We start from the raw sequence: 15,801 nt of genomic DNA on the forward strand, positions 1-15,801 counted from the left end.
GCAGGTCGGTGGTGACCACGGCGGGCAGCTTGAGCGCGACGGTCTGCAGGCCGCCGTCGATCTCGCGAGTGACGTTGACCGTGCCCTCCTGAACGTCGACTTTCGAGGCGAAGGTGCCCTGCCCCCAACCGGTCAGCGCAGCGAGCATCTGCCCGGTCTGGTTGTTGTCGGTGTCGATGGCCTGCTTGCCGAGAATGACCAGTTGCGGCTGCTCGTCATCGATCACCTTCTTGAGCAGCTTGGCCACCGCCAGCGACTCGACGCGCTCGTCGCTGGCAACATGGATGGCGCGGTCGGCGCCCAGCGCCAGCGCGGTGCGCAGCTGTTCCTGGGCAGCCTTGGGTCCGACGGTTACTGCGACGACCTCCGTGGCGATGCCTTTCTCCTTGAGTCGTACCGCCTCTTCCACGGCGATCTCGCAAAACGGATTCATGGCCATCTTGACGTTGGTAAGGTCGACGTCGGAGTGATCCGCCTTGACGCGGATCTTGACGTTGTAGTCGATGACGCGTTTGACCGCGACGAGTACTTTCATGGTCTTCACCTGCTTCCCTGCCGAGTTACTTAACGACACCTTGCTCACGCAGCGCTGCTAAACGTTCGGCAGAGATGCCTAAGCTATCCATTACTTCATCAGTGTGTTGGGCATAGACAGGAGCAGGGCTACGGATCGTCGGAGGAGTCAATGATAACTTGCTGGGAAAACCAATCATCTTCATCTTGCCGATCACTGGATGTTCCACCTCCTGCACCATACCCCGCTCCAGGTAGTGTGGATCTTGCAAAGCTTGGGCGAAGTTATTGATCGGCCCAGCCGGCACTCCCGCTTGGTCGCACTTTTCCAGCCAGTATGACATATCGTCTTCAACGAAAATCTCTTCCAGTACTGACTCAAGGGTCTCTACATTCTGACCACGTAGATGGTTGGTTTCGAAGCGAGGATCTTCGAGCAGGTCAGGACGCGCGATCACTTCAAGGCACAGACGCTCCCAGGTGCGCTGATTGGCGCATCCGAGCATGATGTAGCCATCCCGTACTTTAATCGCTTGATAGGGCGCCGATACACGGTGACGCCAACCAGTAGGTTGTGGAACAGTGCCATTGGTAAAGTAGGCCGCCGCCTCCCAAGAGAACCAAGGCAGGCCGCACTCGGCAATAGCAACGTCGACCAGTTGCCCTTCACCGGTATTCATTTTATGAATGTAGGCCGCAAGGATGGAATAGGCAGCGGTGATACCCGCACCAATATCATACACAGCAATGCCTGTCTTTAATGGCCTACGCCCCGGTTCGCCGGTCATCGACATTAGCCCAGTCATGCCCTGAGCCACCAGGTCGAATCCGCCTTTATGACTGTACGGTCCAGTCTGCCCATAACCTGAGATAGAGCAATAGATTATGCCCGGATTGATCTCTTTGATCGTCTCGTAGTCGACCTTGAGAGTTTTGGCTACGCCCGTACGGTAATTTTCGACGATGACATCAGCATCCTTAGCCAGCTGATAGAATATTTCTCTACCTGCATCCTCCTTGAGGTTAAGAGAGATACTCTTCTTGTTGCGATTGATCTGAGCAAAGCAAGTAGATTCATCATTAACATAGGGACCCATCTGCCGGCTGTCATCGCCGCCATTGACCTTCTCTACCTTGGTCACCTCTGCGCCCAAATCGGCCAGTACCATGGTGCAGTATGGCCCCGCCATTATTTGTGAGATATCCAGCACCTTCATTTTCGACAACGCAAGCATTTCTCAATCTCCTAAAGCTTATTTGTCATTATTTGCCTAACCATGAGTGCGGTTTTTTGTTGATGAAGGCATCCACAGCGTTATGAAAGTCCTGACTGGTATAGCAGAGTTCAATCAGGTCTTTGTCCATGCCCGGCTCAGGCCGTCGACTGGCCTGGACTCGCCGAATCCCTTCCTTACACGCCCTAAGAGTTAGCGGTGCAAAACTACTTAGCTTGGCAGCGACAGCGCGCACTTCGTCCTCGATGGATTCTGGTTGGCTAACCTGGGTGATTAACCCCGCACTGAGGCTTTCATCTGCCTTGAGCAGGCGGGCCAGCATTAATACTTCCTTAGCACGGGCGCCACCTACCAAATCGACGATGCGGGCCATATTGTTAAGCGATACACAATTACCTAGGGTGCGAGCAATTGGGATTCCGAACTTAAGGTCTGGCGTGGCGTAGCGGAAATCACAAACCATAGCGATCGCAGCTCCGCCGCCGACGCAGAAGCCCTCAAGCATGGCAATGGTCGGTTTCTGGAGCGTCTCCAGACGCTCAATGACACGGTCGATACGCTGTTCGTAATCGATCGCATCAGTCGGACTGTTAAAGGTCTCGAATTGCTTGATATCAGTGCCTGCGATAAAGGCCTCACCGCCGCTACCGCGAAGGATTACGACATCAACGCCCTCATCCTGTTCTAGCTCGTCGCACAATCGCTCAAGCTCATCGTACATGCCCCAGGTCATGGCATTTCTGACTTCTGGACGGTTGAAGATCACCCAGGCGATACGCCCTTCCCGAATGCACTCCAGCTCAACAGATGTCTTGGGTTCCATAATCCCTCCACTATGAGGAGTGGCCGACCGAGGCCAGAAACCACTCAACCTATAATGGTGGAATTATGAACTCATAATTCATTTTAACAATATAGACCTTGGTCTACGCACAACCATGCTCACCCTAATAGACCTTTCTATTCAGCAACTTAAGAAATAAATCCTTTTTAATAAATGAATTTTGTATTATTGACTCATTATTTGGTTGTGCTTACCGTAAACTACTATGGGTCTGTGACGGGCCTAAGGCTGCACCGGACATGGAAACAACAACCGATAAGACGAGGACAAGCCTATGGCACTCTATGCATTGGGAGAGCTCTCTCCTGAACTTCTGCCAGGCGCATATACCGCCCCCGAGGCCGTGCTCATCGGGGATGTGAAGCTAGAGGAAAACGCCAGCGTCTGGCCCGGTGCCGTATTGCGCGGCGATAACGAACCCATCAAGGTCGGCAAGGGCAGTAATATCCAAGAGAATTGTGTACTTCACACAGATCCCGGTTTTCCTATTCACATCGGTGACAATGTCACAGTAGGCCACTTAGTGATGTTGCATGGCTGCACTATCGGCAATGGAAGTCTGGTCGGTATGCATGCCACTGTACTCAACGGCGCAACCATTGGCGAAAATTGTCTAATCGGAGCCGGCGCAGTAATAACAGCCAATAAGGAATTTCCGCCCAACTCGCTTATCTTGGGCGCCCCGGCCAAAGTCGTGCGTACTCTGAGCGAGGAGGAGATCGCTGGATTGGTACAAAGCAGCGAGAGCTATGTGGCACGTAAGGAGCGTTACAATAACGAGCTTAGGCGTCTCGACGACGCTTCTGTCTAACGGATACGGTGGGCGGATAGATAATCCGCCCACCGTTACTTTTAAACGCGGCTATCCTCTTCTGCAAGCAGGCTAATCAGTTCAGGAATAGTATCCTGCTCATGTCCAGAGGCTTTGGCAGCCTCAAGCACCGCATAAATTCCTTCCGCTGCCGACTGCCGCGCGTTAAGGTCGTTGGTCATCTCCAGGTAGTACCCTAAGTCCTTGTGCGCATTTGAGATGCTGAATTTAAAGCCAGAGTTATCGCGCTCGAGGATATAGGGCTGCAGGCGTTGCAGGATGGCACCGGCGCCACCTCCCTTTGCGAGCACTTCAACTAGCGCCTCTGCAGAAACACCACCGCGCTGAGCACAGGCCGCAGCTTCCGCCAATACAGTAGAAAACCCCAGCGAGACAAAGTTATGTAATAACTTAAGCTTATGCCCCGAGCCTACCGGTCCGGCATACGTGATATTTTCAGAAAAACTTTCTAAGAGTGGCTGCTGGGCCTCATAAAGACTGCGCTCTCCCCCGACAATGAGATTAAGTCGACCCTCCGCAGCTTCTTTCGGCGTGCGCGTCATAGGCGCATCCAGAAAGCGCCCGCCGGCCTCGTTCACTGCCTTAGCGATGCTTTCGGTGGAGCTGGGTACCGCCGTCGAGCAATCGATAATCACTCCATCCGGTCTGAGCCCTTTGAGCACACCGTCTTCGCGGAACAACACATCTTCAACCTGCGGCGAGCCAGTCACACAAATAATAACCACATTACAATGGGCAGCCAGCTCACGGCCACTGGTATACGCTTTAGCACCTTTGGCCACCAGATTATCCACTGGCTGGTTGCCAGGATGATCTAAAAAGCCCAGCGCCCAACCATTCTTCTGGATGTTGCTGGCAATCCCATGCCCCATCAGGCCGATGCCGATCACGCCAACCTGTACGTTCGCTCGATTATCGTTCATTACGTTATCCTTAGCGAAATGCTGCCCGGGTTCAGAGCCCACCCATACACATATACTTGATCTCGATATAGTCATCGATGCCGTACTTGGAGCCCTCCCGGCCGATGCCAGACTCCTTAACGCCACCGAAAGGTGCTAGCTCTGAGGAGATGATCCCTTCATTGATACCGACGATGCCGTACTCGAGAGCTTCGGCAACACGCCACACACGCCCAATGTCGCGGCTATAGAAGTAGCAGGCCAGTCCGAATTCAGTATCGTTGGCTTGGCGAATCACCTCGGCCTCGTCGTTGAAGCGAAGCAAGGGTGCCACCGGACCGAAGGTCTCCTCATTCATGAGCAGAGCATCGCTGGAGACTTCAGTGAGAATGGTGGGCGAGAAAAAGTTGCCACCTAGAGCATGTCGCTCACCACCCAGGTATACCGAGGCACCCTTGGCCTTAGCATCGGCTATGTGCTGTTCGGCTTTCTCTACCGCGGCCAGGTCAATCAGTGGCCCGATAGTTACACCCGATTCCAACCCGTCACCGATGTGCAGGGCATTGACGGCTTGAGCCAGTTTATCGGCAAAGGCATCGTAGACTTTGTCATGAACGAAGATACGGTTGGCACAAACGCAGGTCTGCCCAGCATTACGGAACTTCGACGCCATCACGCCAGCCACCGCCTGATCGAGGTCAGCATCGTCGAAGATGATGAACGGAGCGTTACCGCCAAGCTCCATTGACACCTTCTTGACGGTGTTGGCGCATTGGCTGAGCAGTACCTTGCCCACTTCGGTAGAGCCAGTGAAAGAGAGCTTCCGGACAATAGGATTGGCAGTCAACTCGCCACCTACGACCCTTGCCGAACCGGTCACTACATTGAGCACACCCGCCGGCACACCTGCACGCTCGGCCAACTCGGCCAACGCCAGTGCGGAGTAAGGGGTACTGGAGGCCGGCTTGACTACTACGGTACAACCGGCAGCCATGGCGGCGGCAGCCTTGCGAGTGATCATAGCATTAGGGAAATTCCACGGCGTAATGGCCGCGACCACACCGATCGGTTCCTTGGTGACCACAATGCGGCGATCGCTGGCATGGGAAGGAATTACGTCACCGTAAATGCGCTTAGCCTCTTCGCCGAACCACTCGATGAAGGCCGAGCCATAGGCGATTTCGCCCTTAGCTTCTTGTAGGGGCTTGCCCTGCTCAAGGGTCAGAATGGTTGCCAGGTCGTCCTGATGCTGCATGCACAGATCGTACCAGTCACGCAGGATTGCAGCGCGCTGCTTGGCAGTCTTTGCTCGCCATGCCGGCAGGCTGGCGTTGGCGGCGTCAATGGCAGCGGCCACCTCATCCTGGGATAGGCTGGGCACGCTACCCAACGAATCTCCACTAGAGGGGTTGGAGACTTCGAGAGTCGCACCACTGGAGGCATCGGTCCATCGTCCACCAATGTAGCACTGCTGTTTGAAAAGCGTCTTGTCCTGGAGGTTCATTCAGGTGTCCTCGGGTTGGAGTTGTTCGGATGATGGTGCAGGGCTTAGGTTTGGTCGGGAGGCAAGATACGTCCGGCGCTCATCAGCCCTTGCGGATCGAAGACGTGCTTGATGCCAGCGAATAATTGCTGCTCGGTGTCAGTGCTGCGGACTAGATAAGCCGCTTGCTTAGTGCGGCCGATACCGTGCTCGGCACTGATACTGCCATCGAAGCGGTCGACGACTTCGAAGAGTGCCTCCTCGAGACGGTGAAATAGCTCAGAGAGCGCAGCATCACTCTGGTCTGTGGGCGGTAGCACGTTGATATGCAGGTTGCCGTCTCCGATATGGCCGTAGGCGATGACTATAGCTTCGGTGGAAATGGCGGCCATGGCCTCGCTAGCCTCGGCGACACACGCGGCAATAGAAGCGATGGGCACCGAGACGTCGGTACGTAAATGCTTCCCACGCATCAGTTGCCCTTCGACCATGCTCTCCCGGATCTGCCACAACTGAGCAGCTTGAGCACTGCTGGAAGCCAGCACGCCATCGAGGACCATTTCTTCTTCCATGCCGCGTTCAAGCAAGTGTTCCAGCATCGTAGTTAGGTCTACCGGGCCGGCCGCCGCGAGCTCCATCAGCACATAATAGGAATATTCGTTATCAAGCGGATCACTGAGTTGTGAAGAGGCCTCAAAGGCCAGCTCCATACATTGGCGAGGAATCAACTCGAAGGCGGACAGCAGATCGCTGCAAGCGCGCCGTGCCAAAGTATAGAGTTTGACCGCAGCTTCTACCGAAGGTACCGCTAGCAACGCGGTCTGTGATTGCTCGGGAAGCGGGAATAGCTTGAGCACCGCTCCGGTCACGACCCCTAAAGTGCCCTCACTACCGATAAAAAGCTGCGTCAGGTTGTAGCCTCGGTTGTCCTTATGGAGCCCCTTCATACCATTCCATATACGGCCATCGGGAAGCACTACCTCAAGGCCTAGGACCAGTTGGCGCATCATTCCGTAGCGCAGCACATTGACGCCTCCCGCATTAGTGGCAATGTTGCCCCCAATTTGGCAGCTACCCTGCGCGCCCAGGGAGAGCGGAAAAAAGCATGACTGCTCCGCTGCCGCCTGTTTGGCCTCCTCGAGCACGCAGCCACTATCCACGGCCATGGTGAAACTGAGCGGATCGATACTGCGGATCCGATTCATGCGCTCCAGGCTGATCACCAATTCAGAGCGTACATCATCCGGTAGTGCACCACCAACCAGTCCGGTATGCCCCCCTTGCGGCACCGAGGCAATACCATGTTCGTGGCAGAAGCGCACCACCTGTGATACTTCTTCGGTGCTCCTAGGCCTGACAATCGCCAACGGCCTACCCAGTTGATTGCCCGCCCAGTCACGTATGTAACGCCCGATATCCTCATCCTCATGCAGGACAGCATTTGTGCCTAACATGGCCGTTAGCTGTACAATGATCTCTGCATCGTTGATAGTCATTAATCACCTGTGCGATAGACAGTTGCGCTTCATAGGTCCATTTGTTTTTCTTTAAGCATCACTCTTCTTGCGTGAGCGCAGGAATAGAGACTTCGCAAGCGGGTAAAGCACGAACAACAGGATCAGCGACAACAACGTGACCGCGATCGGACTATTAAAGAAAATCATTGGATCGCCACGTGAAATGTCGAGCGCTTGTCGCAGGCTGGTTTCGAGACGTGGCGTCAGCACAAATGCCAACAGTAGCGGCGCAACAGGATACTTGGCGACGCTCATGAAATAAGCGACGACACCAGAGCCGAGCATGAACCAGACATCGAACATGCTGTTATTTACGCTGTAAGAACCGACAACGCAGACGACTGCAATGACTGGGATCAGAATGGCATGAGGCACGCGCAGCAATTTCACCAAGAACGGAATGATGGCAAGTGCAGCGAGTACCGCCATGACATTACCCAGGTACATTGAAGAGATTAGCCCCCACACGAAATCGGCGTTCTGCTGAAACAGTAGCGGCCCCGGCTGAAGCCCCCACATCATCAGCCCACCCAAGAGGACGGCAGACGTTCCGGACCCGGGAATACCCAGCGACAGCAGCGGTGCGAAGGAACCCGCCGCCGCGGCGTTATTGCCAGCCTCGGAGGCAGCAACCCCCTCAATCTCTCCTTTACCAAGGTCCTGCCCCCGGCGCCCAACTTTTTTCTCCATTACGTACGCCAGAAACGAGCCTGTGGTGGCACCAGCGCCAGGCAGAATCCCTACGAGATTGCCTAACACGCCCGAACGCAGTGAAACAGGAAGAACGCGGAGCACTTCCTTACGGTCAAGCAGACTGTCTCGCAACCCCAGTTTATCGGTCAATCCAGAGGTGTTAATGCGGTTAACCATCATATCCAGCACCTGGCTGAAGCCGAACATGCCGATAACCAATGGAATGAAGGAGATGCCGTTGAGTAGATACATCGAGTCGAAAGTAAAGCGCGGTTGGCCGAATGCCAGGCCGAGCCCGATAGTCGAGAGCAGAATACCCAAAAAAGTGGAGATCAAACCCTTGCCGGGATTATCGCCAAGAAGCCAACCAATAGAGCACAGTGCCAACAGAATCAGCGCGGCAATCTCAGCGGGGCCAAATAGCAGTCCTACTTTGGCCAACACTGGTCCCAAAAAGGTGAGCATAATAATGCCCACGGTACCGCCAATGAATGATGAGAGGTTGGCGGTAAATAACGCCTTACCGGCTAATCCCTTTTGCGACAGAGGATAACCATCCAATGCGGTTACCACCGCCGGTGCGTCGCCCGGAATATTGAGCAAAATCGCGCTGTAAGAACCACCATACATACAGCCGTAGTACAGGGCGCCCAGCATGATAATCCCGGTAATAGGGTCCATCTGAAAAGTCAGCGGCAGCAGAAGGGCCACACCTGTCACGGAGCCAAGACCAGGAATGGCACCAATTACGATGCCTAAACCTGCACCGATCAAGGCAGCGAGAATATTCGAAAAGCTAAGGGAAGTGGCAAAGCCTTGTAAGAGTGATTGCAAAATATCCATAAGCACCGCTTATTGTAATAGCTGGATAATAATGCCCTGGGGAAAGGCAACCCTCAGCCAGAGCCCGAACAGCAGATAGAGCGCAATGCCGGTGCCAAGGCCGGTCAGCAGAGATTTCCACCATCGCTGGCTTTCGATTAAAGCCATCCATACCATGACGAAGATCGACATCGCGATGACCATGCCGAACAGTGGGATACTGGCGATGGCCAGCGCCATGCCAAGTGCCGGCCAGATGCTTTTAATGCCGCCACTTTCGGCCCGCTCTTGCTTGCGGAACAGTTCAATAAGGCCCAGAAAGAAGGCACCACTTCCCGCCACCACTGGGAAGAACCCAGCTCCCGGTCCGCGGTTTTGCCAGACGCCATATTTAAACAGCCCGAACGCGGCCCATGTCACACCTATTGCCACGATGAGTAGCGTTACTATTACCGGTAACCAAGGCCGTTTCTGTTGTGCATATGCACTTTCATTGTTCATGGCCGACGCTTCCTATTTTTCGTTTAAACTTACTTGACCAGCCGCCCATGTCTTGTGCTAAAGCCGTGTCCAAGTAGCGGATACAAAAAGGCGGCGCGTCTCTGCCCTGCTCCGCGCCGCCTATGCTCCTACTTATTCCACGAAGCCAACTTCCGCTAACTTCTGCTTATAGCGCTCCAGCTCCTTTCTATAATGCTCAGCACTCTCCTCGGCGCCCATAAAGGTGCCGATCAGATTATTCTTCTCAATATAATCGTTCTGCCATTTATCGGATTCGGAAACTTGCTTAAACACCTCTTCCCAGTAAGCGACTGCCTCGGCCGGCATGTCGGGCGGTCCGGCATAGCCACGGAAAATCATCAACTGCACTTCAGGATAACCGAGCTCGGCGAATGTCGGAACTTCATCTAAAGGCGCCTCGAGACGCTCGTCAGAAAATGCTGCTACGCTGCGCACTAGTGAGGGGTCGACCTGAGAACCAAGCTTGAACACAGCGGCATCGATATGTCCGCCCAGCAGCGCCGAAGTCACCTCACCGGTACCGCCAAAGGGCACGTATTGAAGGTCTGCATCCAGTTCGGAATTGAGCATGGCGAAGCCGAGATGATCCTCACCACCGCGGCCCGCCCCGCCTATGGTGACGCCCCCAGAATTGGCTTGGTCGATCAAATCCTCCAAACTCTGGATATCTCCGTCCGCCTTGACGCCGAGCAGCAGAGTGTCTTCTGCCAAGGTAGCGAGCGGAGTCAGGTCTTCGAGCTGCACCGGCGCGTCGTTGGTGACTGTACTCATCATCTGACCAGCATTGAAAGTCATCAGAGTGTGGCTATCGCCACCTTTGTTGTAGACATAGCTGTTGCCTACCGCACCTGAGCCGCCGGGACGATTATTGACCAGGACGGGGCGGTCGACTAAGTCGTTCTGGCGCATCGCTTCCACGACCATACGGGCATTGAGATCGCTACCTCCACCCGCACTGTAGGGGACCACAAACTCAATGTTGCGCTGCGGCTCCCACGCGTTCGCATTGCTGCCCACCAGAGCCATACACAAGGCGCTCGACCAGGCAGCCCGGCCTATCCATTTCGTCATCGTCATACTTTCACCCGATTGTATTTATATCGTGTTTGTCCGTAAGCCAACGCGGTTGTGATTGGCATGCTTGGAGATCCGCATGAGTGCTATCGAAGCCAACGCAGCCGCACCTTACGGCCCGACAGCTCAGCTTTGGCGCTGCGCAGCGGAGCTACAAGGGCAAGTATGAACACATAATTCATTATAACAACATAGACCTTGGTCGATTCGCACCCAGCCACTTTCCACATTTTTCCAAGCCATGTGAAAAGGATTTCGTCTCCGCCTCTAGACACCCATGCCATTGAGCGGGACTTCGACTTCGGTATCTTTGAGCCTGAGGCACCAGCAATAACTTATTCGAATCGTTAGAACACAAATTTCTATTAGCAGGTTATCAGGAAGGCATCGTAGGCTAGACAAGTAGATAACAATACGGACAAGCAGATTACGCCATGACTCTTATTTCCCACCTTGGAGAGCAGGACATAAGCTTCCCTACATCACGTTTGCTCGATGGTCCGGACGCAATGAACGCAGCTGCGGTTTATTCCGCCACCTACGCCCCCCTGCATGCAGATGGCGGTCCCGAGTTACAGGATCACGGACTAACGTTCACTATCGGGCGAGGCAACTCTTGAGGAAGGAGCACACCATGACCGACCAGCAACCTAGCATAGCCCTTACCTTGGGCGACCCAGCAGGAATCGGCGCCGAACTGGTAGCACGCCTACTCGATGACCCTGCTGTCGCAGACAGTGCTCGCATTGTAGTGGTGGGTGATCCTTGGCTATGGCAGGAAGGACAGCGTGTAGCCGGTACGCACCACGCCCTATCAGAGATAACCGATTTCGCTCAGGTACGCGGTACAGACCGTCCTGTACTGCTACCCGTCGAGAGTGTGTCTGCCGACGCGGTTACCTACGCCAAGGTCAGCCCAGCCGGAGGCGCTTCAGTATTAAACGTACTTAAACTTTGTTTAACGGCGGCGCAAGCAGGTCATATAGACTCCATATGCTTTGCTCCGCTTAACAAGTTGGCAATGAAGCAGGCAGGACTCACCCAAGAGGACGAACTTCACTTTTTCGCCGACCACCTTGGGATTGAAGAAAATGTATGCGAATTTAATACGTTAGGCAATTTATGGACATCGCGCATCTCATCTCATGTTCCTTTTAAGGATGCACCTCGCTTTGTAACTCGGGAGCGCATCAAGAGCGCCACACGCCTGATTTACGATTCGTTGCAGGCCGCTGGAATCTCCGCGCCACGCATCGCCGTGGCCGCCCTCAACCCCCACGCTGGCGAAGGTGGTACCTGCGGCCGAGAAGAGATCGATGTTATCGCTCCGGCCATTCAGGAATGCGTAGAGGCCGGTTATCCCGCCCAAGGGCCGTTTCCTGCCGACACTATCTTTTTACGCGCGCGGGATGGCGAATTCGACGGCGTAGTGACCATGTATCACGACCAAGGCCAGATTGCCGTCAAGCTGCTCGGCTTTGCGCGTGGCGTCACCGTCCAGGGCGGGTTACCGATCCCGATTACCACCCCTGCCCATGGTACCGCCTATGATATCGCCGGCCAGGGCAAGGCAAACGTCGGTGCAATGCGCCATGCCTTCGATATCGCCTGCCGCATGGGCACTAGCCACCTGGCTCATCATCAAGGTAGGCCAATGGCCCGCGAGTGACATGGCGAGCCCCATACAGATTAAAAAGGCCGCAGCAATGGCTGCGGCTTATGGTGTGTTTTCTCGAGGAGCTGCGACCAGCCTGTCATGTCTGGTCCGGCCTACCTTACGAATCGACCGACTCCGCTTTGTATTCGGCCATGTCGGCAAACGAGGAAACCTCAATCTTGTCCCGTAGATGCCGGCGCAGTACACGTCCAAGAGCCTCGGAATCGCGTTGACGCAGGGCCACGACCATATCTTCGTGGTCTTGGATCGCCTGTGCCCAGTACTCCTTGCTAAGCTCAGCGGTAAAGCGTACCCGCCGCACCCGCTGATTAAGGTTCTTGTAGACTTCGATCAGCACCGCGTTATTGGATGCAACCACTAGCGCTTCGTGAATCTGCTGGTTAACAAGCAGGTACTCTCGCATGTCACCATTCTTATAGTGCGTCACCATTTGGCGGTGTAGGGCTTCGATATCGTCGAGTTCAGTTTCAGTAATGCGCTCACATGCCAGCTCGCCGGACAGCCCTTCGAGTGAACTCATCACCTCGAAGGTATTCTGCAACGTGTCGCGGGTCAGCTTGGCAACGCGCGCGCCACGGTTGGGAAGTAGCTCCACGAAACCCTCCGAGGCCAGAACCTTCAAGGCTTCCCGCAACGGGGTGCGCGATACGCCGAATTGCTCGCATAGCTGCTTTTCCGGAACCCGGCTACCCGGCGTCAGCGTACCCTCATCTATCATGCTTCGAATACGGGTCGCGACCTCACCGTGCAGAGTGTTTTGCTTGATTTTTTCCATGAAGCTTTCTCAGATGACGACTTACTGGACAAGGCGCCAAGGCGCAGTACAAAAAGCATAACTATTTATTCTATATTTTGCATACGAAATACACAAGAAACTGGTTAGGCCATTTAGCTCATACATTAAGCCGGTACCAGTAACAGGCGTTACGGAACAGGACCGCATCCCGCGCTTGGGGATAAGTCTGGGCGATAGCTTCCTCCACAAGTGCCAGCCAATCTGCATAACTCACTTGCAATCCCGACACGGGGAAATTGCTAGCGTATAGGCAGCGCTCGGGGCCAAAAATAGTCAGTGCCTCACACAGTAATGGCAGATTGTCCTCACGCCGCCATGGATACCACGGCGAACCCAATTCTGAGAGTTTGACGCATACATTGGGATTGTCAGCCAGCCTGTGCATACCTTCGCGCCATGTTTGTAGCCCTGCCTTAGAGCGATCCCATGGTAAGCCTGTATGATTAAGGACTACGCGCAGCTCCGGTACGGCTTCTAGCGCTATGGCCGCATCCTTCAAATGCCAGGCTGGCACGCGTAAATCCCAGGAAAGCCTGCGCTCCTCCAACAGAGCCAGCCCCTCCAGCCAACGTTTATCTTGCAGCGTGCGGGGCTGACCATACATCGCTTTGGCCTGCTCCGGCCGAGGCGCTGTTACTGGTTTGGCGCGAACACCGCGAAACAGTGGGGATTTACATTGTGCATCAAGCACCGCCGCACATTCTCTCTTACCGAATGGCGCCCAGCCCACATGTGCGCTGGGGAGCCCACTGTGCCGAGACAGTTCTGTAATCCACTCAGTCTCAACCACACACTGGGTTCGCTCCGCCTCAGCCTCGCAGTGCACAGAGCCCAGCAGCCGGTATCCTTTGGGCACCTTGGCTCGTAACTCCTCAGGCAATAGCGTGCGACAGATAGCACGGTAGTCGCCGAGAAAAAACTCAACCGGTTGGTCGGTTAGCCATGGATAGTAGACATCACCGTTCAGATTCCAGAAATGGTGATGACTATCGATCAAGGCCTGATCTGCGTGGGATTGCGTCGCATGGTCCATTGCGGTTTCCTTTAATGAAAGCTAATGCTTTTCACCCAGCTAACCAACGAGCCGGGACAATAATCAGTTCGGGCACAGCAACAAATAGTAGTAAGATAGCGCCGTAGGCCAGCAGATACGGGGTCACACCGCGCACTGCGTACTCGAAACGAATCTTGCCGACACTGCAAATCACATTCAGCACATTGCCGACGGGGGGAGTGATCAACCCGATGGCGCAATTTAACACCACCATAATGCCGAAGTAGACCGGATCGATACCCGCCATTTTTACCAGCGGTAGCAAGATCGGCGTCAACACCAAGATGGTTGGGGTAAGGTCCATCACCATGCCGATAAGAAGTACCACTACCATAATGCCGAGCATTAGCAGACGCGGGCTATCCGTCAGGGGGCTAAGCAGGTCCACCACCATCATCGGCAACTGCGCCACACTGATCATCCAAGACACCATCATCGCAGCGGCAACCAGAAACATGACGATGGCCGTGTTGCGTGCAGCCTTAGCCAGTACAGCGTAAAGCTCGCTGATTGACAGCTCCCGATACACTACGACCGAGACCAAAATGGCATAGACTGCAGCTACTACGGCAGCTTCGGTAGGAGTAAAGACCCCCGTTTTGATACCGCCGATGATAATGGCCGGCAACAATAATGCCCAAAAACTCTCTTTTATCGCTTTCACCCGCTGGCCGGTATCGGCCCGGACACTTACAGCAATATCTTCATTACGGGTTAGCAGCAGCCAAATGCCCACCAGAGTCAGGCCCATAATCAGGCCCGGCACGATTCCGGCCAAGAACAACTTAGTTATCGAGATGCCTCCGGCCACACCGATTATAATTAGAGGTATGGATGGAGGGATAATTGGTGCGATGATGCCGCCCGCGGCTAACAACCCCGCGGAACGGCCCAGCGGATAATTGGCGTTGCGCATCATCGGCAATAACATGCTTGCCAAAGCTGCAGTATCAGCAACAGCGGAGCCCGACAGGCTGGCCATAATCATTGCGGCGAAAATTGCCACCAATCCTAGGCCTCCTTTACGATGACCAACAAAAGTCATGGCTAGGTTGACGATTCGCTTGGATAGCCCTCCTTGGGCCATGACCTCTCCAGCAACCAAAAAGAAGGGAATGGCCAGCAGTGTGAAACTGTCAGCGCCATCAACCAAGTTTTGCGCCAGTATCTGGGTATCGAACATACCCAGATACATCATGAGCACGACACCGCTGACCAGCAGTGCGAAGGCAATAGGCAATCCCATGCCGATGGCACCGAGAAGTGCCCCTAGGAAAAGAGCGATGGTCATGGCTGAGTTTCCTTGTGTCGTTCATGCGCATTACCATCAGCTACGAAGAATGGGGCTAGCAGGCGACATATCAGTTGCAAACTCATCAGTACGCCTGCAACGAAACCTGCCAAGTAGGAAATGCCACGCGGAATCTCACTGATAGGTGATAAGTTGTCCCAATTCAATACCGTCTGCTTATATCCTCCCACGGCTAGCATCAGAGTGCAGCCGAGCATCATCAGCAAACCGATCATACGTAGCGCTGTCTGAGGAATTAAAGGCAGCTTATCGATAAAAGTGGTAACTGCAAGATGTTGGTTATGCTGTAGCGCGATGACCGCGCCAATAAATATCGTCCAGACAAAAAGATAGCGGGATAATTCTACAGTTACGGAAATACCACTATTAAAGCCGTACCGCAAAACGACATTGACGAATACAAGTACTATCATCATTAACAGCCCCAAGACCAACAGGCCGTCAAGTAACCTCTGCAGTTGCAGGCCAAGAGCTGTCAGGTGTCGCATAGCTTTCTCCGCAACATAAGCTTCGGTTGGACCCAG

At 54.3% G+C, this 15,801-nt stretch carries 15 protein-coding genes and 1 pseudogene; 3 read left to right on the plus strand and 13 right to left on the minus strand.

Annotated elements, in window-relative coordinates; all coding sequences use genetic code 11:
* From MHM84_RS14975 to MHM84_RS14985, 3 genes are all read right to left on the minus strand, one after another.
* A partial coding sequence (locus tag MHM84_RS14975) for an electron transfer flavoprotein subunit beta/FixA family protein (RefSeq protein WP_239267164.1) occupies nt 1–535 on the minus strand: 535 nt, incomplete at its 3' end.
* A 25-nt stretch (nt 536–560) separates the two neighbouring features.
* A complete protein-coding gene (locus MHM84_RS14980; RefSeq protein WP_239267165.1) occupies nt 561–1,748 on the minus strand; it encodes a CoA transferase in 1,188 nt (395 codons plus the stop codon).
* 28 nt (nt 1,749–1,776) lie between these two features.
* Entirely contained in the window at nt 1,777–2,571 is a 795-nt protein-coding gene (locus MHM84_RS14985; protein ID WP_239267166.1) for an enoyl-CoA hydratase/isomerase family protein, read from the minus strand.
* 295 nt (nt 2,572–2,866) lie between these two features.
* Between MHM84_RS14985 and MHM84_RS14990 the strand changes: the two genes are divergently transcribed.
* Entirely contained in the window at nt 2,867–3,403 is a 537-nt protein-coding gene (locus MHM84_RS14990; RefSeq protein WP_239267167.1) for a gamma carbonic anhydrase family protein, read from the plus strand.
* A 41-nt stretch (nt 3,404–3,444) separates the two neighbouring features.
* Here the strand turns inward: MHM84_RS14990 and MHM84_RS14995 are convergent, their stop codons facing one another.
* From MHM84_RS14995 to MHM84_RS15020, 6 genes are all read right to left on the minus strand, one after another.
* Nucleotides 3,445–4,422, minus strand: a complete 978-nt coding sequence (locus tag MHM84_RS14995; protein WP_275445801.1) for an NAD(P)-dependent oxidoreductase — start codon at nt 4,420–4,422, stop codon at nt 3,445–3,447.
* Nucleotides 4,379–5,830 (minus strand): NADP-dependent succinate-semialdehyde dehydrogenase, encoded by a 1,452-nt coding sequence (gene gabD, locus MHM84_RS15000; RefSeq protein ID WP_239267169.1) that lies wholly within the window; start codon nt 5,828–5,830, stop codon nt 4,379–4,381. Before gabD ends, MHM84_RS14995 begins: the two co-directional genes overlap by 44 nt.
* Nucleotides 5,831–5,874: 44 nt before the next feature.
* Nucleotides 5,875–7,305 carry an FAD-binding oxidoreductase gene (locus tag MHM84_RS15005; protein ID WP_239267170.1) on the minus strand — a complete coding sequence of 477 codons (1,431 nt, stop codon included), beginning with the start codon at nt 7,303–7,305 and terminating at the stop codon, nt 5,875–5,877.
* A 51-nt stretch (nt 7,306–7,356) separates the two neighbouring features.
* On the minus strand, nt 7,357–8,862 hold the full coding sequence (locus MHM84_RS15010) for a tripartite tricarboxylate transporter permease (RefSeq protein ID WP_239267171.1): 1,506 nt from the start codon (nt 8,860–8,862) through the stop codon (nt 7,357–7,359).
* 9 nt (nt 8,863–8,871) lie between these two features.
* On the minus strand, nt 8,872–9,342 hold the full coding sequence (locus MHM84_RS15015) for a tripartite tricarboxylate transporter TctB family protein (RefSeq protein WP_239267172.1): 471 nt from the start codon (nt 9,340–9,342) through the stop codon (nt 8,872–8,874).
* Nucleotides 9,343–9,474: 132 nt separating this feature from the next.
* Entirely contained in the window at nt 9,475–10,440 is a 966-nt protein-coding gene (locus MHM84_RS15020) for a tripartite tricarboxylate transporter substrate binding protein (protein WP_239267173.1), read from the minus strand.
* Nucleotides 10,441–10,871: 431 nt separating this feature from the next.
* Between MHM84_RS15020 and MHM84_RS15025 the strand changes: the two are divergent.
* A pseudogene (locus MHM84_RS15025) lies at nt 10,872–11,051 on the plus strand (fuconate dehydratase); the annotation flags it as partial.
* A 20-nt stretch (nt 11,052–11,071) separates the two neighbouring features.
* Nucleotides 11,072–12,106, plus strand: a complete 1,035-nt coding sequence (locus MHM84_RS15030) for a 4-hydroxythreonine-4-phosphate dehydrogenase PdxA (protein ID WP_239267174.1) — start codon at nt 11,072–11,074, stop codon at nt 12,104–12,106.
* A 106-nt stretch (nt 12,107–12,212) separates the two neighbouring features.
* Here the strand turns inward: MHM84_RS15030 and MHM84_RS15035 are convergent, their stop codons facing one another.
* The 4 genes from MHM84_RS15035 to MHM84_RS15050 all read right to left on the minus strand — a co-directional run bounded on the left by MHM84_RS15035 (nt 12,213) and on the right by MHM84_RS15050 (nt 15,765).
* The gene (locus MHM84_RS15035; RefSeq protein WP_239267175.1) at nt 12,213–12,890 is read right to left on the minus strand and encodes a GntR family transcriptional regulator; all 678 of its coding nucleotides are present in this window, start codon (nt 12,888–12,890) and stop codon (nt 12,213–12,215) included.
* Between the two features lie 118 nt (nt 12,891–13,008).
* Nucleotides 13,009–13,944 (minus strand): amidohydrolase family protein, encoded by a 936-nt coding sequence (locus tag MHM84_RS15040; protein WP_239267176.1) that lies wholly within the window; start codon nt 13,942–13,944, stop codon nt 13,009–13,011.
* Between the two features lie 31 nt (nt 13,945–13,975).
* On the minus strand, nt 13,976–15,256 hold the full coding sequence (locus MHM84_RS15045) for a TRAP transporter large permease subunit (RefSeq protein ID WP_239267177.1): 1,281 nt from the start codon (nt 15,254–15,256) through the stop codon (nt 13,976–13,978).
* Nucleotides 15,253–15,765: a TRAP transporter small permease gene (locus MHM84_RS15050; protein ID WP_239267178.1), complete on the minus strand. Its 513-nt coding sequence runs from the start codon at nt 15,763–15,765 to the stop codon at nt 15,253–15,255. The genes MHM84_RS15045 and MHM84_RS15050 overlap by 4 nt, the downstream gene beginning before the upstream one ends.
* Nucleotides 15,766–15,801: the final 36 nt, after the last annotated feature.

It is taken from the genome of Halomonas sp. McH1-25 (genome assembly GCF_022348165.1).
In the GTDB taxonomy this organism is placed as follows: Bacteria; Pseudomonadota; Gammaproteobacteria; order Pseudomonadales; family Halomonadaceae; genus Modicisalibacter.